Genomic DNA, 19422 nt, shown 5'->3' on the forward strand with positions numbered 1-19422 from the left:
CGAGCGCGTGCGGCAGAAGGGCGGGGCCCCGGGTTCAACCCGGGGCCCCGCCCTGAACGCTGCCGACGTCTACGCCGTACTACTGGCCATCAGGCCGTCAGTTGTCATCCTCGTCGATCAGGAAGCCCCGCATGGGCGAGGGCGCCTGACCCATAGGCGACGGGCCCTGCGGACGCACCGGCGCCATCGGCTGGGTCATCGCCGGGGACATCTGCTGCTGACCGCCGTAGGACGGACCGGACTGCGAGGGGCCGCCGCCCATCGTCTGGTTGCCACCGCCGTACGACGGGGCACTCGCGCCGGCCGGTGCCATGGAAGGCGCCGGGGACGGCGGGAGGGAGGCGGTCGCCGGAGTACGCGGCGGGGCCAGCGAGTCGTCGGCCTGGGTCTCCAGCTGGCGCAGCTGCGACTCCAGGTACGACTTCAGGCGCGTGCGGTACTCGCGCTCGAAGCCGCGCAGGTCCTCGACCTTGCGCTCCAGCGTGGCGCGGGCGGACTCCAGGGAGCCCATCGCGACGCGGTGCTTCTCCTGCGCGTCCCGCTCCAGGGCATCGGCCTTGGCACGGGCGTCACGCTCCAGACCCTCGGCACGCGAACGCGCCTCGCCGACGATCTTGTTGGCTTCGGAACGGGCCTCGGCGATCGCCTGGTCGGCGGTCTGCTGGGCCAGCGAGAGGACACGGGCGGCGCTGTCGCCACCGGGGCCTCCTTGACCGGGGCCGCCCATCGGACCGCCCATGGGGCCGCCCATCGGACCACCCATCTGCTGCTGCATGGGGGGCTGCCCCATCGGGCCGGGACCGCCCGGACCCTGGCCCATCGGGCCGGGACCCTGCGGGCCACCCTGACCGCCGGGACCGGCGGGCAGCTGCGGGGCACCGCTCGGCAGCTGGGGCGGACCACCCATGGGGCCACCCATCTGCTGCTGCGGCGGGCCCGATATGCCGGCGGGTACGGGACCACCAGGACCGCGCATGCCCTGCTGCTGCTGTTGCTGCTGCTGATCCTGCTGCTCCGGAGGCTTGCGCATGTTCTGCTGATTCTGGGCAGCAGCACGCGTCGCCGCGGCCAGCTTGGCGCGCAGGTCCTCGTTCTCGCGGAGCAGGCGGGTCAGTTCGGCTTCGACCTCGTCGAGGAAGGCATCGACCTCGTCCTCGTCATAGCCTTCTCGGAGGCGGACGGTCGTGAACTGCTTGTTCCGCACGTCCTCGGGGGTCAACGGCATCTCTTCACCTCAACGTAGTCGTCGGCATTCGGCAAGACCGTAGTTCACATCGCTCACAGCCGGCTCACGATCGAGATCAGGATGTAGACGATGATCATCAGCACGAAGAAGGACAGGTCGAGCGCCACGCCCCCGAGACGCAGCGGCGGAATGAACCGCCGCAGAAGCTTGAGCGGTGGATCCGTGACAGTGTAGGTGGCCTCCAGAACGACCACCATCGCCTTGCCTGGTTGCCATGAGCGGGCGAACTGGAAGACGTAGTCCATGACCAACCGGAAGATGAGCACGATGAGGAAGCACATCAGCGCGATGTAGACGACATCCAGTACCACGCTCATGACCTCTTGCTTCCCTCTCCCCTGTGCCCTGCTGTTCCTGCTGCTTCCGGTGTTACGTCTCAGCTCTGGTTGAAGAACCCGCCCTCTGCGATGCGGGCCTTGTCCTCCGCCGTGACATCGACGTTAGCAGGCGACAACAGGAACACCTTCTGCGTCACCCGCTCGATACTGCCGTGAAGACCAAACACCAAACCGGCCGCAAAGTCGACAAGTCGCTTCGCATCTGTGTCATCCATCTCAGTCAGATTCATGATCACCGGGGTGCCCTCACGGAAGTGTTCCCCGATGGTACGGGCCTCGTTGTAGGTCCGTGGGTGGAGCGTGGTGATCCGGTAAGGCTCTCGTTCGGACACGACCTTGGGCATGATCACCGGTGCGTTCTTCTCCAGACTTGCGCGTTCTTGTGTGATGGATGCCACGGGCGCGATGCGCGCCGGGCGGCCGGATTCCGCGGGTAGCGAAGCGGAACGGGCGGCCGGTTCACGAGGTGCGGACGGCTGTACGACTCGTACCTCTTCGTCCCTTTGGGGCTGATGTGAGCCGTGCGGCTGGTGGGACGGCTCGTGCCGTCGGTGGTCCCGCTCGGGCTCCGGGTCCAGTTCGGGTTCGAAGTCGTCGTCGGGGTCGAATCCGCGGCCGTCGTACCCATCGTCCTCCACGAGGCCGAGGTAGACCGCCATCTTGCGCATCGCGCCGGCCATGCTCTGAGTCCTCCGCTCTGTGGTGGATCGGCTGACGACTGCCAAGTGCCCGCGATCCACGAGGTCCTTGAATCCGCCTATCGGCGGCAATGACCATATTTTCTGCTGTGGTCCGACTTCCTGGCGACGTTACCCGAGCCTGGGGCGGACTCCGAGTACCGCGCTGCCGACGCGCACATGTGTCGCTCCGGCCGCCACGGCCTGTTCGAGGTCCGCACTCATCCCTGCCGAGACCATGGTGGCAGCCGGATGACTCCGGCGCAGGTCGGTCGACAAATCCATCAACCGCCCGAACGCCGCCTGTTCGCGTCCCGCGTACTCCCCGGTGAGCGGTGCGACGGTCATCAGTCCGGCGAGCCGCAGTCCCGGTGCCTCGGCGACGAGGTCGGCCAACTCTTCGATTCCCGCGGGCGCCACGCCTCCCCGCTCGCCCCGCGCGCTCTCGCCGGCGTCAAGTGCGACCTGGATGAGACACCCGAGCTCGCGTCCGGCGCGGACGGCCTCCTTCGACAGAGCCGTGACGAGCTTGGAACGATCGACGGACTGCACGAAGTCCGCGTATCCGACCACGGATCGCACCTTGTTGGTCTGAAGTTGACCGACAAAATGCCAAGTAAGGGGCAGATCCGAGCAATCGGCGGCCTTCGGTGCCGCGTCCTGGTCGCGGTTCTCGGCGACGTGCCGCACACCGAGTTCCGAGAGGATCCGCACATCGGTCGCGGGATAGGTCTTGGTGACCACGATCAGGGTCACCTCTTCGCGCCCCCGCCCGGCGGCCGCGCACGCGTCGGCGATGCGCCGTTCCACCTTCGCCAGATTCGCGGCGAGTTCGTCCTTGCGGTCCGTCATGCCCATCAGTCCAGCCACACATAACCCGCGAGCCGACCGGTGGTGCGGTCGCGGCGGTACGAGAAGTGATCGTCCGACTCCAGCGTGCACACCGGCGACTGCGCCCGGTCACACACCCCGAGCCGTTCCAGTTGTGCGTGCACTCCGGCGCTCACGTCGACCGCCGGTGTGCCCCAACTCGTCTCGGCGTACGCCGCCGGCTCGATGGCGGACACCTCGGCGCGCATCGCCTCGGGCACTTCGTAACACCGGCCGCAGACGGTGGGGCCGGTGCGGGCGACGATCCGGGACGGCTCGGCGCCCAGGTCCGTCATCGCGCGTAGCGCGGCCGGGACGACTCCGGCGATCATGCCGGGGCGGCCCGCGTGGGCCGCAGCGGCGATCCCGGCGACGGGGTCGGCGAGCAGCACGGGCACGCAGTCGGCGGTGAGCACCGCGAGGGCGAGCCCGCGCCGCGTCGTGACGATCGCGTCGACCGACGGAATATCGGGCGAAGATCCCCACGGCCCGTCCACCACCGCCACGTCGGCCCCGTGCACCTGGTTCATCCAGACCACCCGGTCCGGCTCGACGCCCAGGGACTTGGCGGCCAGTTCGCGGTTGGTGCGTACGGCGTCGGGGTCGTCACCGACCGCCCCGCCGAGATTGAGCTCCTCATACGGAGCGGCGCTCACCCCGCCCCACCGATCGGTGAAGGCGAAGTGGGCGCCGCTCACGCTTTCGCGCTGTCCTATCACGTCAGAAGGATCACTTGAGGAAGTCCGGTACGTCCAGTTCCTCGGCCGCGCTGTCCGAGTAGGTCCGCGGCGCCGGCGGGACCGGCGGGGCGACCGGGATGTCGTTGACCGGCTCCGGAGCGGGCTCCGGGTCCTCCTTCGGGGTCACGCTGCCGAGCGAACCGAAGGACGGGCGGGACTCGGTCTGCCGTGCCGGGGCCGGCTCCTCGCGCTTGACCGAGGACGAGCCGAGGACGTTGTCCCGCTTGGAAGGCGGCTGGCCGCCGTCGAAACCGGCCGCGATCACGGTGACCCGGACCTCGTCGCCCAGGGCGTCGTCGATCACCGCGCCGAAGATGATGTTGGCCTCGGGGTGGGCGGCCTCGCTCACCAGCTGGGCGGCCTCGTTGATCTCGAACAGGCCGAGGTCCGAACCACCGGAGATGGAGAGCAGCACACCGCGGGCGCCGTCGATGGACGCCTCCAGCAGCGGCGAGGAGATCGCCATCTCGGCGGCGGCCACCGCGCGGTCGTCGCCGCGGGCCGAGCCGATACCCATCAGGGCCGAGCCGGCCTCGGACATGACCGACTTGACGTCGGCGAAGTCGAGGTTGATGAGGCCCGGGGTGGTGATGAGGTCGGTGATGCCCTGGACACCGGAGAGCAGGACCTGGTCGGCCGACTTGAAGGCGTCCAGCACCGAGACCTGGCGGTCCGAGATGGACAGCAGCCGGTCGTTCGGGATGACGATCAGGGTGTCGACCTCTTCGCGGAGCTCGGCGATGCCGTCCTCGGCCTGGTTCGCGCGGCGCCGTCCCTCGAAGGTGAACGGGCGCGTCACCACACCGATGGTGAGGGCACCGAGCGAGCGGGCGATGTTGGCCACGACGGGTGCGCCGCCGGTGCCGGTGCCGCCGCCTTCACCGGCTGTCACGAAGACCATGTCGGCCCCCTTGAGGACCTCCTCGATCTCCTCGCGGTGGTCCTCGGCGGCCTTGCGGCCCACGGCCGGGTTGGCTCCGGCGCCGAGTCCGCGGGTGAGTTCACGGCCGACGTCCAGCTTGACGTCGGCGTCGCTCATCAACAGAGCTTGCGCGTCGGTGTTGATGGCGATGAACTCGACGCCCTTGAGACCGACCTCGATCATCCGGTTGATGGCATTGACACCACCGCCGCCGACACCGATGACTTTGATGACTGCGAGGTAGTTCTGCGGTGCTGCCACGTCGAAGGCCTCTCGCCTCGAGTTACGTGTCGCCGAATCACCGTGGCGCGCTGCGCCCCGCGACCCGACGACTGATGCCGAATGGGACGGTCCGTATCGCCGACCCGAACCCTAACCCTGAAGTTTAGGGTTACCAGTGTGTCTGTTCCTTGGAGTCTTCTGAACAGGACACTAAGTCGACAAGTGGCGCACGTTCAACGAACACGCCGAACCTCCCGTTTTTCTTTTCACCCTATGTGATCAGCCGTAGCACTGCCCAACCAGGGTGCTGGCCTGCGCGGATGTGCGTCAACTCCCTGATGACGCGGGCGCGGTGGGAACACTCACGTCGAAGTACCGCGCACCGGGCGAGGCTTTCATCAGGGCGGTGAGCGTACGGGCCTTCGCGGCACCCTGCTCGCTGCTCCCCCAGACGACCGTACGGCCGTTCCGCAACTCCAGCGAGATGTCGTCGTAGGAACGGACCTTGACGGTCCGTGTGTCGCGGGCGACGGCGGCCGGAACGGCACGGGCGACGCCGACCGCCTCGCGCACCAGCCGGGACTCACCGAAGCGGCGCAGGCTGGCGGCGGCGGAGCTGGACCGGGAGAGCGTCAATTCCAGTGCGGGCACGCCTTTCGGCGCCTTGGAAACCGTGGCGAAACGGACACCCTCATCGTCCACTTCGACGAACTTTCCGCCCTTTTGGACAATCAGAACCGGAGTCCGCTCGACCACTTTCAGGTCGATTCCCGTGGGCCAGGAACGGGCCACGTCAACCGAGTCAATTCGGGGCAATTTCTGACGCAGTCGCGTCTCGATCGCTTCGGTGTCGACGGAAATCAGCGGTTTCCCGAGGGGGACGTCGGCGGCCGCCTCGACCTGAGCCGGCGTCAGGACACGTGTCCCCGACACGGAGACCTGCTCGGCGCGCAGCCAGTCGGAGCCGTAGAACAGCCACACCGTCGGGATGCCGAGGAACACCAGGACGAGACCCAGGATGACGATCGCGCGAAGCCGGGCCCGCCTCGACCTCAGGAGGGGCGGCGGGCCGGACGACTGCTGCTGGCGTTCACCGCGCTCGGCGGTGGTCGATCCGGCCACGCTCCCTGCCTTCCGTCATACAGTCCTAGCGGTGTGCACGGCTGGCGGCGATCGCCTCGTACACCATGCCGACGAGCAGGTCGTCGGCGTCCCGGCGGCCGAACTCGGCGGCGGCGCGGGACATCTGGTACAGCCGGTGCGGGTCGGCGAGCACGGGCAGGACGTTCTGCTGGACCCACTCGGGGGTCAGCTCCGCGTCGTCGACCAGCAGACCGCCGCCGGCCTTGACCACCGGCTGGGCGTTGAGCCGCTGTTCGCCGTTGCCGATGGGCAGCGGAACGTAGGCGGCCGGGAGCCCGACGGCGGAGAGCTCGGCGACGGTCATCGCGCCCGCGCGGCACAGCATCATGTCGGCCGCGGCGTACGCGAGGTCCATCCGGTCCAGGTAACTTACCGGGATGTAGGGGGGCATTCCCGGCATCTGCTGGACGCGCAACAGTTCGTTCTTCGGTCCCACCGCGTGCAGGATCTGGATTCCGGCCTGCTGGAGCCAGGGCGCGACCGTCTGCACGACCTCGTTCAGGCGGCGGGCGCCCTGGGAGCCGCCGGAGACCAGCAGCGTGGGCAGGTTCGGGTCGAGCCCGAACGCGGCACGGGCCTCGGGGCGCACGGCGGCCCGGTCCAGGGTGGCGATGGAGCGGCGCAGCGGGATGCCGATGTAGCGGGCGCCCCGCAGCTTGCTGTCCGGGGTGGAGACGGCGACCTGGCTGGCGTACCGCGAGCCGATCTTGTTGGCCAGGCCCGGGCGGGCGTTGGCCTCGTGGATGACGATCGGCACGCCCAGGCGCTTGGCCGCGAGGTAGCCGGGCAGGGCGACGTAGCCGCCGAAGCCGACCACGGCGTCCGCCTTGGTGCGCTCCAGGATCTGCTCGGTCGCCTTGATGGTGCCGCGCAGTCGGCCCGGGACGGTGATCAGCTCGGGGGTGGGCTTGCGTGGCAGCGGTACGGCGGGGATCAGCGCGAGTTCGTACCCGCGCTCGGGTACGAGACGGGTCTCGAGGCCGCGCTCCGTGCCCAGGGCCGTGATGCCCACGGTCGGATCCTGCCTGCGCAGGGCATCCGCGAGGGCGAGCGCGGGCTCGATGTGGCCCGCGGTTCCTCCGCCGGCGAGTACGACATGCACCGAAATTCACCGCTCTCCGGACGAGCGCGCCGCCGAGGCGCGCCGTCGCATCGTGTTCCATCTCCGGGGACTCCGACCGGAACCGGTTCCCCCAGTCCCCCGCTTTCTACCAAAGCGGGGTTGCCGCATCGCAAGCGCTGCCCGCGCAGCGGGCTCGTCTCGCGCGAAGGCGATCAGCAGCCCGATGGCGAACATGGTCGGCAGCAGGGCGGATCCCCCGTAGGAGAACAGCGGGAGGGGGACGCCGGCGATCGGCAGCAGACCGAGCACCGCACCGATGTTGATCACGGCCTGGGCCGTGATCCAGGTGGTCACACCTCCCGCGGCATACCTCACGAAGGGGTCCTCCGTGCGTCCGGCCACGCGGATACCCGCATAGCCTAGAGCCGCGAAGAGGGCGAGTACCGACAGCGTCCCCGCCAGGCCCAGTTCCTCACCGGTGACGGCGAAGATGAAGTCGGTGTGGGCTTCGGGGAGTTGACCCCATTTCTCCACACTCGCACCCAGCCCGGAGCCGAAAATTCCGCCGGAGGCGAGAGCGTAGATGCCGTGCACGGCCTGCCAGCAGTCGACGGGTCCCGACTGGGGTTCGGTGGCGCCGAGGCACTGCAGGCGCGCCATGCGGTTCGGGCTGGTCTTGATGAGGATCAGGCCGAGTACGGCGGCGATGGACAGCACTCCGGCGAACAGGCGCGTGGGCGCGCCGGCCAGCCAGAGCAGGCCGAACAGGATGGCCGTGAGGATGATCGCGGTGCCCATGTCGCCACCGATCATGATCAGACCGAGCAGCATGAAGGCGGCCGGGACCAGCGGGACGAGCATGTGCTTCCACTGGGTCAGCAGCCTCTTGTCCTGCTTGCGGGCGAGCAGGTCGGCGCCCCACAGCACGAGGGCGAGCTTGCCGAACTCGCTGGGCTGGATCTGGAAGGAGCCGCCGAGCGCGATCCAGTTCTGGTTGCCGTTGACCGACACTCCTATCCCGGGGACCTGCACCAGGGTCATGAGGAAGACGGCGCCGGCGAGGATCGGATAGGCCAGGGCCCGGTGCAGCTTCACCGGCATCCGCGAGGCGGCGAACAGCAGTCCGGCGCCGAGTACGGCTGCGAGCAGCTGCTTGCGGAAGAAGTACGAGCCCGGCAGCGACATCTGCAGCGCGGTGATCTGGGAGGCCGAGTAGACCATCACCAGGCCCAGCACGGTGATCAGCGCACTGCCGCCGAAGATGAGGTAGTAGGCGGTCAGCGGCCGGTCCCAGCCCCTGCGCGCACGGGTGTAGAAGGCCAGGACGCGGTTCTCGCGGGCGAGCCGGGGCGACGCGGGGCGCTTGGGAGTGCGGGGGACCGGAGGCCGTCCGGTGCGGCTGGTGGGCATCGCCGCTCACCCCGCCGTGCCGGGAGGCAACGTTCCGTAGCGAACGCTCCCCGGCCGCTCGGGCACCAGCCACATCCGTGTCACGCGTCCCTCCCAGATACGCCCGGCACCGCCGCCGGGCGAGGCGGACCCGGGTCAGCCGTCGACGGAGCCGAGCTCGCGAACGGCGTCCGCGAAAGCGTCCCCGCGCTTGTTGTAGTTGGCGAACATGTCCATGGAGGCACAGGCCGGAGCCAGCAGTACCGTGTCACCGGCGTGAGCGAGCCGCCGCGCCTCCTGGACCGCCGCACGCATCGCCCCAGTGTCGGTCCGGTCCAGGTCGACGACCGGTACTTCCGGGGCGTGTCGCGCCAGGGCTTCGCGGATCAGCGCGCGGTCCGCGCCGATCAGCACGACCCCGCGCAGCCGCGGCGCCGACTTGGCGACCAGCTCGTCGAAGGTCGCGCCCTTGGCGAGCCCGCCCGCGATCCACACGATCGACTCGTAGGCGGCCAACGAGGCTTGTGCGGCGTGAGTGTTGGTGGCCTTGGAGTCGTCGACGTAGGCGACCCCGTCCACGTCGGCCACGTGCGCGATGCGGTGGGCGTCCGGGGTGAACGCCCGCAGGCCGTCCCGTACGGCCTTGGCGGGCACGCCGTACGCCCGCGCGAGGGCCGCCGCCGCGAGGGCGTTGGCGATGTTGTGCGGGGCCGGCGGGTTGACGTCGGCGACCTCGGCGAGCTCCTGGGCGTTCTTCTGCCGGTTCTCGACGAAGGCGCGGTCGACCAGGATGCCTTCGACGACGCCGAGTTGGGACGGTGCGGGCGTGCCGCGGGTGAAGCCGATGGCCCGGCAGCCCTCCTCGACGTCGGCCTCGCGCACCAGGTCCTCGGTGGCCTTGTCGGCGGCGTTGTAGACGCAGGCGACGCGATTGCCCTCGTAGATACGGCCCTTGTCGGCGGCGTACGCCTCCATGGAGCCGTGCCAGTCGAGGTGGTCGGGGGCGAGGTTGAGCACGGCGGCCGAGTGGGCGCGCAGCGACGGCGCCCAGTGGAGCTGGTAGCTGGACAGCTCCACGGCCAGTACGTCGTACTGCTCGTCGCCGAGGACCGCGTCCAGCAGGGAGACGCCGATGTTGCCGACGGCGGCCGTGCGCAGGCCCGCCGCCTTCAGGATCGAGGCGAGCATCTGGACGGTGGTGGTCTTGCCGTTGGTGCCCGTGACGGCGAGCCACGGGGCCGCGTCGGGACCGCGCAGGCGCCAGGCCAGCTCGACGTCGCCCCAGACGGGGACGCCCGCCTTCGCCGCCGCCGCGAACAGCGGCTTGTCCGGCTTCCAGCCGGGCGCGGTGACGATCAGCTCGGTGCCCTCGGGCAGGGTGTCGCCGTCACCGAGGCGCACGGTGATGCCGAGCGCCTCCAGTTCGGCGGCCTGCGCCTGCGCGCGCTCGTCGGCGCCGTCGTTGACGGCCGTGACGATCGCGCCGAGGCCGTGCAGCACCTTGGCCGCCGGGACGCCGGAGACGCCGAGCCCGGCGACGGTGACGTGCTTGCCCTTGAGCTCCGAAGACACCGAGGTGGTCACTTGTCCGCTGCCCATCCTGCATAGAAGAGGCCCAGTCCGACGATCACACAAATGCCCTGAATGATCCAGAAGCGGACCACGACGAGCACTTCGGACCAGCCCTTGAGTTCGAAGTGGTGCTGGAGTGGCGCCATCCGGAAGACGCGCTTACCGGTGAGGCGGAAGGAGCCGACCTGGATCACCACGGACATGGTGATCAGGACGAAGAGGCCGCCGAGGATGGCGAGCAGCAGTTCGGTGCGGGAGCAGATCGCGAGGCCGGCGAGCACACCGCCGAGCGCGAGCGAACCGGTGTCGCCCATGAAGATCTTGGCCGGCGAGGTGTTCCACCACAGGAAGCCCAGGCAGGCGCCCATCAGCGCGGAGGCGACCACCGCGAGGTCGAGGGGATCACGCACCTCGTAGCAGGCGCCCGGGTTGGTCAGCGTCTGCGCGTTGGCGCAGGACTCCTGGAACTGCCAGACGCCGATGAAGGTGTAGGCGCCGAAGACGAGCACCGAGGCGCCGGTGGCCAGACCGTCCAGACCGTCGGTGAGGTTCACGCCGTTCGACATCGCGAGGATCATGAACAGCGCCCAGACGACGAACAGCACGGGTCCGATCGTCCAGCCGAAGTCCGTGATGAACGACAGCTTCGTGGAGGCCGGGGTGTTGCCGCGGTTGTCCGCGAACTGCAGCGAGAGCACCGCGAAGGCGATGCCGACGATCAGCTGGCCGGCCATCTTCGCCTTGGCCCGCAGACCCAGCGAACGCCGCTTGACGATCTTGATGTAGTCGTCGAGGAAGCCGACCAGGCCCATGCCGACCATCAGACCGAGCACCAGCAGACCCGAGAAGGTCGGCGCCGCGTCGGCCTCCGGGTCCAGATAGCCCGTGATCACCTTGGCCAGGAAGTACGCGGCGACCGTCGCCAGGATGAAGGCGATACCGCCCATGGTCGGCGTACCGCGCTTGCTGGCGTGCTCGCGCGGGCCGTCGTCGCGGATGTACTGGCCGTAGCCCTTGCGCGCGAGCAGCTTGATCAGCAGCGGGGTGCCGACCAGTGTCAGGAAGAGGCCAATGACTCCTGCGAACAGGATCTGCTTCATCATCGGGCGGAAACCTCACCCTCGGCACCGGACTCGAGCAGCGCCTGGGCCACGCTCTCGAGGCCGACCGAACGGGACGCCTTCACGAGTACGACGTCCCCCGGGCGCAACTCGCTGCGCAACAGGTCGACCGCCGCCTGTGCGTCGGACACGTGCACCGACTCCTCACCCCACGAACCCTCGTTATATGCGCCCAGTTGCAGCCAGGCGGCTTCCCTGCCACCGACCGCGACGAGCTTGCTGACGTTGAGCCGGACGGCGAGCCGTCCGACCGCGTCGTGCTCGGCGAGAGCCTCGTCCCCGAGCTCGGCCATCTTGCCGAGCACCGCCCACGTACGACGCCCCTTGCCGATCGCCGCGAGCGCGCGCAGAGCGGCCCGCATGGACTCGGGGTTCGCGTTGTAGGCGTCGTTGACGACCGTCACGCCGTCCGGGCGCTCGGTGACCTCCATCCGCCAGCGGGAGAGGGAGCCCGCCTCGGAGAGCGCGACGGCGATCTCGTCTGCGGACATGCCCAACTCGTGGGCGACGGCGGCCGCGGCGAGCGCGTTCGACACGTGGTGCTCACCGTACAGGCGCATGGTCACATCGCTTGCACCGGAGGGTGTGTGAAGCCTGAACGCGGGCTGTCCCGTGTCCGTGAGTCGCACGTTCTCGGCGGACACGTCCGCTTCGTCGGACTCTCCGAAAAGGATCACCTTCGCCTTCGTGCGGGTGGCCATGGCCCGCACGTAGGGGTCGTCCGCGTTGAGGACGGCGGTCCCGTCCTCCGGGAGGGCCTCGACGAGTTCGCCCTTGGCCTGTGCGATCTGCTCACGGCCGCCGAACTCGCCGATGTGGGCGCTGCCGACGTTGAGGACCAGGCCGATCTTCGGGGGCGTCAGACCGGCGAGGTAGCGGATGTGGCCGATGCCGCGGGCGCCCATCTCCAGGACCAGGAACCGGGTCTCCTCGGTGGCGCTGAGCGCGGTCAGCGGCAGTCCGATCTCGTTGTTGAGCGAGCCGGGCGTGAACACCGTCGGCGCCTTGCGCTGGAGCACCTGCGCGATGAGGTCCTTGGTGCTGGTCTTGCCCGCCGAGCCGGTGAGGGCGACGAGCGTGGCGCCGAGACGTCGTACGACGTGCCGCGCGAGGGCGCCGAGGGCGGTCTGGACGTCGTCCACGACGATCGCGGGCACGCCGACGGGCCGGGTGCCGAGCACGGCCACCGCTCCCGCCTCGACGACCGCGGCCGCGAAGTCGTGGCCGTCCACGCGCTCGCCGGCGAAGGCGGCGAACAGGCTGCCCGGCCCCGCCTCGCGGGAGTCCCGGACGACCGGGCCGGTGACCTGGACGGTCGGATCCGGTATGTCGTGCGTCTGCCCGCCGACGACTTCTGCGATCTCGGCGAGGGAGAGGGCGATCACAAGTTCATCCCCTGGATCATGCGGGATTTCATCCCTGGGTCTTCTGAATGGCTTCGCGAAGCACCTGGCGGTCGTCGAAGGGACGGACCACCCCGGCGATGTCCTGGCCCTGCTCGTGGCCCTTGCCCGCGACCAGCACGGTGTCGCCGGGCTCGGCACGGGCCACCGCGGCGGCGATCGCGGCGGCCCGGTCCTCGAAGACCTGCACCTCGCCGCGCTCGTGCGCGGGCACGGAGGCCGCGCCCTGGAGCATCGTGGCGAGGATCGCGAGGGGGTCCTCACCACGGGGGTTGTCGGAGGTCAGTACGGCGGTGTCGGCGAGCCGGGCCGCGGCGGCGCCCATGGGCTCGCGCTTGGTCTTGTCCCGGTCGCCGCCGCAGCCGAGGACGATGTGCAGCTTGCCCTCGGTGACCTTGCGCAGGGCCCGCAGCACGGACTCGACGGCGTCGGTCTTGTGGGCGTAGTCGACGACCGCGAGGTAGGGCTGTCCGGCGTCCACGCGCTCCAGACGGCCGGGCACGCCGGGTACGGCGGCGACGCCGTCGGCGGCGGCCTGCGGGTCGAGCCCGGCGACGGCGAGGGCGACGATCGCGGCGAGGGTGTTGGCCACGTTGAAGGGGCCGGGCAGCGGCGACTTGGCGCTGATCCGCTCGCCCTTGGGCCCGACGACGGTGAACGTCGAGTCCAGCCGGCCGATCTCGACGTCCTCGGCGCGCCAGTCGGCGTCGGGGTGGCCCTCGGCGGAGTAGGTGACGACCGGGACCGTGGCCTCCTTGGCCAGCCGGCGGCCGTACTCGTCGTCGACGTTGACCACGCCGAGTTTGCCGCGTTCCGGCGTGAACAGCTGCGCCTTGGCCCGGAAGTAGTCCTCCATGTCGGAGTGGAACTCCATGTGTTCCGGGCTGAGGTTGGTGAAGACGCCGATGTCGAAGACGCAGCCGTCGACGCGGCCGAGGACCAGGGCATGGCTGGAGACCTCCATGGCGACCGCCTCGACACCCCGTTCGCGCATGACGGCGAAGAGTGCCTGCAGGTCGGTGGCCTCGGGGGTGGTGCGCTCGGACTTGATGCGCTCGTCGCCGATGCGCATCTCGACCGTGCCGATCAGGCCGGTGGACCTGACGGTCTTCAGGCCGCCCTCGACGAGGTAGGCGGTGGTGGTCTTGCCGGAGGTGCCGGTGATGCCGATCTGGAGCAGGTCCCGGCCGGGGTGGCCGTAGATCGTGGCGGCCAGCTCGCCCATCCGCCCGCGGGGGTCGTCGACGACCAGGACCGGCAGTCCGGACGCCGCGGCGCGCTCGGCGCCGGTGGGGTCGGTCAGCACGGCGGCCGCGCCGAGGCTCGCGGCCTGGTCGACGAAGTCGGCGCCGTGCAGACGGGCGCCCGGGAGGGCGGCGTACAGGTCGCCGGGGCGCACGGCGCGCGAGTCGTGGGTGATGCCCGTGACGTCGGCGGCGCCCTGCGGCGCGGGAGCACCCAGCTGGCCGGCCAGTTCCGCGAGGGGTGTGGCGGAGACCTGCGCCGGCCTGGGCGGCCCGGGGTATGTCACGGGATGGCCCTTCTGGGTGGTTTGGGACTGATCAGCGTGTGGCACGGCGGTGAGCGTACCGGGCGTACCCGCCTCCGGGCGAAGTGAGGGGCGGGGGGCGCTCTGGTTCCCGGGATCGGGGGTGATCGTTGTCACGGGGGCGGGTCCTGGTGGCTCGGTGGTGCTCGGTGCTGATCAGGGCTTTACGGTTCGGGGCGGTTCAGTTCTTGAACGTGACAGGCAGTCTCGCGGGCTTGGCCCCGGTCGGCGGGACCTGGAGGGACTTCAGTGCGAACTCCATGACCTGCTTGTAGACGGGGCCGCAGATCTGGCCGCCGAAGTAGTTGCCCTTGGTGGCGTTCTGGATGGCGCAGTAGACGGTGATGCGGGGCTTGTCCGCGGGCGCGAACCCGGCGAACGACGACGTGTAGCCCTTGTACTTGCCGGTGGCCGGATCCACGCGGTTGGCCGTGCCCGTCTTGCCCGCGACGCGGTAGCCGGGGATGCGCGCCTTGGTGCCGGTGCCCTCCTCGTCGTCCACGACCGACTCCAGCATCTGGGCGAGGGTCTTCGCCGTCTTGGCGCTGACGACGCGGGTCTTCTCGGGCTTGGGGGCCGGGGTGAAGCGGCCGTCGGGGCCCTTGGTGCCGCGCACGAGCGTGGGTTCGACGCGGACGCCGCCGTTGGCGATGGTCGAGTACACCGACGCCGCCTGCATGGCGTTGATGGAGACGCCCTGGCCGAAAGGGATCGTGTACTGCTGCGAGGTCGACCACTTGTCGGGCGGGGCGAGGATGCCCGGGGTCTCGCCGGGGAAGCCGAGGCCGGTGTAGTGGCCGAGGCCGAACTTGCGCAGGTAGTCGTAGAGGACCTTGTTGGCCTGGGCCTGCGTCTTGCCGAGCTGGCCGGTGGCGAGGATGGTGCCGATGTTGCTGGACTTGGCGAGGACGCCGTTGAGCGTCAGGTACCAGGTCGGGTGGTTCACGTCGTCCTTGAAGAGCCGGTCCCCGCGGTGCAGCCGGTTGGGCACGACGACGTGGGTCATCGGGGTGGCGGCGCCCTCCTGGAGGACGGCCGCCATCGACATGACCTTGGCCGTGGAGCCGGGCTCGAAGGCGTCCTGGAGGGCCGCGTTGCCGAGGGCGGCCGAGTCGGCGTCGGACAGGTCGTTCGGGTCAAAGCCGGGCGAGTTGGCCATGGCCAGGATCTGTCCGGTGCGGGTGTCCTGGACGATGACGTAGCCGCGGTCGGCCGCGGACTCCTTCACCTGGTCGCTGATGGCCTTCTGGGCGGCCCACTGGATGTCGCGGTCGATGGTGAGCTCGACGTCGCTGCCGGGCACGGCTGGGGTCTCGGTGGAACCCGCGGTGGGGACGAGCCGGCCGCCGGACTGGGCGTAGCGGATCTTGCCGTCCTTGCCGGCGAGCTGCTTGTTCAGCTGGAGCTCGATGCCGCCGCCGGGCTTGCCCTCACCGTTGACCCAGCCCAGTATCCCGGCGGCGAGGTCGCCGCCCGGGTACACGCGCTTGCTGGTGGCGACGGAGAAGACTCCCGCGAGGACGTTGTGCGCGGACTTGTCCGTCTCCTCCTTCTTGGCGAGCGCGGACTTCAGGTCCTTGATCTGCTTCCAGACCTGCGGGGTCTGGCGGGAGGCCAGCTTGACGTAACGCAGCGCCTTGTTCTTCGGCCGCAGCTTCTTGACCAGGGCCTCCTGCTCCTGGCCCAGGATCGGCGCGAGCAGCGCGGCCGCCTGCTCGGGCCCGTCCCCGATCTTCAGCTGGCCGGGGGCGAACATCGTGGGGTCGGCCGTGATGTCGTAGGCGTCCTCACTGGTCGCGAGCGCCACACCGGACCGGTCGGTGATCTCCCCGCGGTCCGCGGCCAGCACCTGCCCGACATACCGGTTCTGCTCGGCCTTGGCGGCGTACGTGCTCGCGTCGACGGCCTGCACCTGGAACAGCCGCACGACGAAGGCGATCAGCACCAGCGTCAGCGCGAGCCCGACCAGACGCAGCCGGGGGCGGGGGCTGCCCAGCCGGAGTGGCTTGGGCGCCGCCTGCCGGCCCGGGGCCGGGCGACGGGCCGGACGGGCACCGGGGCGGGGGCGACGCCGGGCGTCGGGGCGAGCGGCCTTGGCGGGACCGGGCACGCGGCGGCGCGGGGGTTCCCTGTCGGTCACTTCCGTCACCTGCCGGGGGTTGAGGTGGGCTGTGGACTGGCGGACGCGGCGACGGCCGGACCCGGACCGGGCACGCGGCAGCGCGGCCACTGCCCGGCAGGCACCACCGCCACCCGACCGAAAGCCCCGTCCACCCCGAAGCGAGGAGTGGACGCCGCGCCGAGGACCGGACGCACGTCGGGACCAAGGGGGCTCGCGGGCCCGGCGAGGCCCGGTACACGGCGGCGCGGCCGTTCCTTGTCGGTCACTTCCGTCACCTGCCGGAGGTCGAGGTGGACTGTGGACTGGCGGACGCGGCGACGGCCGGACCCGGGCCGGGACGGCACCCGGCACCGCGGGCGGCGCTCGGCCACGACCGAGACGACGACCACTCCGCCACCGCACGGCACGCACCGCGGCGGCCACGGACCCCGGGACCGGCAGCCCTTACGGGGCCGGGCACGCGGCAGCGCGGCCACTGCCCGGCAGGCACCACCGCCACCCGACCGAAAGCCCCGTCCACCCCGAAGCGAGGAGTGGACGCCGCGCCGAGGACCGGACGCACGTCGGGACCAAGGGGGCTCGCGGGCCCGGCGAGGCCCGGTACACGGCGGCGCGGCCGTTCCATGTCGGTCACTTCCGTCACCTGCCGGAGGTCGAGGTGGGGCCGTTGGGCATGGCTTCGGGGGCCAGGACCAGGGGGATGCGGGCGGAGGTCTGCCGGACGCCGGGGGCGGGGCTGGGGACGCCCTTGACGGTGCCGTCGGGGGCGAGGAAGGCGGGGTCGCCGCCGGGGACCATGCCGAGTTCGCGGGCGCGGCGCTGGAGGGCCTCGGGAGCGGAGTAGGCGTCGATGTCCCGCTGGAGGGCCTGTTCCTCGTCGGTGAGGCTCTTGGTCTCGCGCTGGAGGTCGTCGAGCTTGAACGCGCCTTCGCTGAGGGCGGAGTTCAGCACCAGGAGACCGATGAGACCACCGCCGAGGAGGAGGACCACGAGGAGGACGAAGGGGGTGCGGGCCGCCTGCCCGGGGCCGGTCGGGAAGAGCCGCGCGAGACGTGCCGCCCTCCCCTTCAGTTCGGGTTTGCCGCTCACTCACGCTCCCTCGGTCCGGCCTGCACACGCCTCACTCGACGTCCTCCCTGATGCGCTGGGCGCCGCGCAGCCGCGCCGGTGCCGCCCGCCGGTTCTCGGCGATCTCCTCCTCGGTGGGGAGTTCGGCACCGCGCGTGAGCAGCTTGAGCCGCGGCTGGTAGCGCTCGGGCACGACGGGCAGCCCGGGCGGCGCCGTGGTGGCGGCACCCGCCGCGAACACCTGCTTGACCAGCCGGTCCTCCAGCGAGTGGTACGACAGCACCGCGATCCGCCCGCCCACGTCCAGCGCCTTCACGGCGGCCGGGATCGCCCGCTCCAGGACGGCGAGCTCGCCGTTGACCTCGATGCGCAGGGCCTGGAAGGTGCGCTTGGCCGGGTTGCCGCCGGTGCGCTTGGCGGCCTGCGGCAGCGCGTCCCGGATCAGCTCGACCAGCCGCGCGCTGGTGCTGAACGGCTCCTTCTCCCGCTCACGCACGATCGCGGACACGATCCGCTTGGCCTGCTTCTCCTCGCCGTACGCCCTCAGGATGCGCACCAGCTCGCCCGGCGGGTACGTGTTGAGGACCTCGGCGGCGCTGACCCCGGACGTCTGGTCCATGCGCATGTCGAGCGGGGCGTCCTGGGCGTAGGCGAAGCCGCGGTCGGCCTCGTCGAGTTGCATGGAGGAGACGCCGAGGTCGAACAGCACGCCCTGCACGCGCGCGATGCCGAGCTTGTGCAGTACCTCGGGGAGCTCGTCGTACACGGCGTGGACGAGGGTGGCGCGATCCCCGTAGGGCGCGAGACGCTCGCCGGACAGGCGCAGGGCCTCCTTGTCGCGGTCGAGGGCGACGAGGTGGATCCCGGGGAACCTCTCCAGGAGCGCCTCGCTGTGACCGCCGAGGCCGAGAGTGCAGTCGACGACCACCGGGTCCGGCCCCTCCAGGGCGGGTGCCAGCAGATCCAGGCACCGCTGGAGCATCACCGGGACGTGTCGACTCTGGCTCAAGGGGCCCTCTCAGATCCGGCGCGGCCCCTACGCACCGCCGGGTCCCCGCCCGCTCGTGAAGGGGAGGCCTGCCGGCGCCGGAAGCGTCAGCCGACCGGGAGCGGGAGGAGGCCGAGCCGTACGTACGCGCCGCGCACGTGGGGAGATCTCCGGTCGTCGCCGGGGTCTCCGGGGAAAACAGTCCAGCGGGGAGAGTCTCGCCTCCCGCTTCGCGTCACTTTAGTCCACCCTGTCTCCCGGTCAATCAACCGGCCTGCGCGTCGCGGCCGGCGGCACATCGCCCTTGTGGGTTACCTCACAGCCCCGCCTCGCTGACATTCTTTGTCCAGTCTCACAGGAGGCTTGGACCGGGTGTGACCAGTAACGTCATGGATATGACGACTTCTGCATCGGTTTCCCCAGGTCCGGAGAGCGCCCCAGCCTCGGGCGGCACGGTCACGGACCGTATCGTCGAGGCGAACGCCCAGTACGCCGCCGCCTTCGGCAACGCCGGGATGGACGCCAAGCCCGCCCTGCACGTAGCGGTCGTGGCCTGCATGGACGCCCGCCTCGACCCGCTCGCCGCGCTCGGTCTGGCGCTCGGCGACTGCCACACCATCCGCAATGCCGGCGGCGTCGTCACCGACGACGTGATCCGCTCCCTCGCCATCAGCCAGCGCAAGCTGGGCACGCGCAGCGTCGTCCTCGTCCACCACACCGGCTGCGGCATGGAGACCCTGACCGAGGACTTCCGGGGCGAGCTGGAGGCCGAGGTCGGCCAGCGCCCGGCGTGGGCGGTGGAGTGCTTCTCGGACGTCGACCAGGACGTACGGCAGTCGATGCGGCGCGTGCGCACCTCGCCGTTCCTGCCGCACACGGACGACGTGCGGGGGTTCGTCTTCGACGTGAAAACCGGCCTGCTGCGGGAGATCGACCCCGCCTCCTGACCTGGTCGCCCGCCCCGGCACAACCTGCTGTAGCTGTCGAAA

17 protein-coding genes are annotated in these 19422 nt (G+C 70.4%); 1 reads left to right on the forward strand and 16 read right to left on the reverse strand.

Annotation, left to right across the window (positions count from 1 at the left end):
* Positions 1-97 precede the first annotated feature (97 nt).
* The 16 genes from PV963_RS12040 to rsmH form a co-directional block, all read right to left on the reverse strand.
* The gene (locus PV963_RS12040) at positions 98-1225 is read right to left on the reverse strand and encodes a DivIVA domain-containing protein (protein ID WP_150480348.1); all 1128 of its coding nucleotides are present in this window, start codon (positions 1223-1225) and stop codon (positions 98-100) included.
* Positions 1226-1278: 53 nt separating this feature from the next.
* On the reverse strand, positions 1279-1563 hold the full coding sequence (locus tag PV963_RS12045; RefSeq protein WP_007448661.1) for a YggT family protein: 285 nt from the start codon (positions 1561-1563) through the stop codon (positions 1279-1281).
* Between the two features lie 59 nt (positions 1564-1622).
* The gene (locus tag PV963_RS12050; protein ID WP_010039366.1) at positions 1623-2264 is read right to left on the reverse strand and encodes a cell division protein SepF; all 642 of its coding nucleotides are present in this window, start codon (positions 2262-2264) and stop codon (positions 1623-1625) included.
* Between the two features lie 129 nt (positions 2265-2393).
* Entirely contained in the window at positions 2394-3113 is a 720-nt protein-coding gene (locus PV963_RS12055) for a YggS family pyridoxal phosphate-dependent enzyme (protein ID WP_274815638.1), read from the reverse strand.
* A 5-nt stretch (positions 3114-3118) separates the two neighbouring features.
* Positions 3119-3850, reverse strand: coding sequence for a peptidoglycan editing factor PgeF (gene pgeF / locus PV963_RS12060; RefSeq protein ID WP_274815639.1), 732 nt, complete (start codon positions 3848-3850; stop codon positions 3119-3121).
* Positions 3851-3860: 10 nt separating this feature from the next.
* Positions 3861-5054, reverse strand: a complete 1194-nt coding sequence (gene ftsZ / locus PV963_RS12065) for a cell division protein FtsZ (RefSeq protein WP_086602703.1) — start codon at positions 5052-5054, stop codon at positions 3861-3863.
* A 288-nt stretch (positions 5055-5342) separates the two neighbouring features.
* A complete protein-coding gene (locus PV963_RS12070) occupies positions 5343-6137 on the reverse strand; it encodes a cell division protein FtsQ/DivIB (protein WP_274815640.1) in 795 nt (264 codons plus the stop codon).
* 25 nt (positions 6138-6162) lie between these two features.
* Positions 6163-7260, reverse strand: a complete 1098-nt coding sequence (gene murG, locus PV963_RS12075; RefSeq protein ID WP_274815641.1) for an undecaprenyldiphospho-muramoylpentapeptide beta-N-acetylglucosaminyltransferase — start codon at positions 7258-7260, stop codon at positions 6163-6165.
* Between the two features lie 6 nt (positions 7261-7266).
* The gene (gene ftsW, locus PV963_RS12080; RefSeq protein WP_274815642.1) at positions 7267-8631 is read right to left on the reverse strand and encodes a putative lipid II flippase FtsW; all 1365 of its coding nucleotides are present in this window, start codon (positions 8629-8631) and stop codon (positions 7267-7269) included.
* Between the two features lie 135 nt (positions 8632-8766).
* Positions 8767-10209: a UDP-N-acetylmuramoyl-L-alanine--D-glutamate ligase gene (gene murD / locus PV963_RS12085; RefSeq protein WP_274815643.1), complete on the reverse strand. Its 1443-nt coding sequence runs from the start codon at positions 10207-10209 to the stop codon at positions 8767-8769.
* Positions 10191-11282, reverse strand: a complete 1092-nt coding sequence (gene mraY, locus PV963_RS12090; protein ID WP_274822006.1) for a phospho-N-acetylmuramoyl-pentapeptide-transferase — start codon at positions 11280-11282, stop codon at positions 10191-10193. The genes murD and mraY overlap by 19 nt, the downstream gene beginning before the upstream one ends.
* Positions 11282-12688: a UDP-N-acetylmuramoyl-tripeptide--D-alanyl-D-alanine ligase gene (locus PV963_RS12095; RefSeq protein ID WP_274815644.1), complete on the reverse strand. Its 1407-nt coding sequence runs from the start codon at positions 12686-12688 to the stop codon at positions 11282-11284. The genes mraY and PV963_RS12095 overlap by 1 nt, the downstream gene beginning before the upstream one ends.
* A gap of 28 nt (positions 12689-12716) precedes the next feature.
* Positions 12717-14237: a UDP-N-acetylmuramoyl-L-alanyl-D-glutamate--2,6-diaminopimelate ligase gene (locus PV963_RS12100; protein WP_274815645.1), complete on the reverse strand. Its 1521-nt coding sequence runs from the start codon at positions 14235-14237 to the stop codon at positions 12717-12719.
* A gap of 199 nt (positions 14238-14436) precedes the next feature.
* The gene (locus PV963_RS12105; protein ID WP_274815646.1) at positions 14437-16395 is read right to left on the reverse strand and encodes a peptidoglycan D,D-transpeptidase FtsI family protein; all 1959 of its coding nucleotides are present in this window, start codon (positions 16393-16395) and stop codon (positions 14437-14439) included.
* A gap of 621 nt (positions 16396-17016) precedes the next feature.
* Positions 17017-17466 (reverse strand): septum formation initiator family protein, encoded by a 450-nt coding sequence (locus PV963_RS12110; protein ID WP_274815647.1) that lies wholly within the window; start codon positions 17464-17466, stop codon positions 17017-17019.
* A 31-nt stretch (positions 17467-17497) separates the two neighbouring features.
* Entirely contained in the window at positions 17498-18454 is a 957-nt protein-coding gene (gene rsmH, locus PV963_RS12115) for a 16S rRNA (cytosine(1402)-N(4))-methyltransferase RsmH (protein ID WP_274815648.1), read from the reverse strand.
* A 368-nt stretch (positions 18455-18822) separates the two neighbouring features.
* On the opposite strand from rsmH, the gene PV963_RS12120 reads away from it, so the two are divergent.
* Positions 18823-19380 carry a beta-class carbonic anhydrase gene (locus PV963_RS12120; protein ID WP_425540889.1) on the forward strand — a complete coding sequence of 186 codons (558 nt, stop codon included), beginning with the start codon at positions 18823-18825 and terminating at the stop codon, positions 19378-19380.
* Positions 19381-19422: the final 42 nt, after the last annotated feature.

The sequence above is a fragment of the Streptomyces coeruleorubidus genome (assembly GCF_028885415.1).
In the GTDB taxonomy this organism is placed as follows: domain Bacteria; phylum Actinomycetota; class Actinomycetes; order Streptomycetales; family Streptomycetaceae; genus Streptomyces; species Streptomyces coeruleorubidus_A.

Coding starts and splice junctions, on each gene's coding strand:
- PV963_RS12040 (WP_150480348.1), bottom strand. CDS start 1,225: ATGCCGTTGACCCCCGAGGACGTGCGGAACAAGCAGTTCACGACCGTC.
- PV963_RS12045 (WP_007448661.1), bottom strand. CDS start 1,563: ATGAGCGTGGTACTGGATGTCGTCTACATCGCGCTGATGTGCTTCCTC.
- PV963_RS12050 (WP_010039366.1), bottom strand. CDS start 2,264: ATGGCCGGCGCGATGCGCAAGATGGCGGTCTACCTCGGCCTCGTGGAG.
- PV963_RS12055 (WP_274815638.1), bottom strand. CDS start 3,113: ATGACGGACCGCAAGGACGAACTCGCCGCGAATCTGGCGAAGGTGGAA.
- ftsW (WP_274815642.1), bottom strand. CDS start 8,631: ATGCCCACCAGCCGCACCGGACGGCCTCCGGTCCCCCGCACTCCCAAG.
- murD (WP_274815643.1), bottom strand. CDS start 10,209: ATGGGCAGCGGACAAGTGACCACCTCGGTGTCTTCGGAGCTCAAGGGC.
- mraY (WP_274822006.1), bottom strand. CDS start 11,282: ATGAAGCAGATCCTGTTCGCAGGAGTCATTGGCCTCTTCCTGACACTG.
- PV963_RS12120 (WP_425540889.1), top strand. CDS start 18,823: ATGGATATGACGACTTCTGCATCGGTTTCCCCAGGTCCGGAGAGCGCC.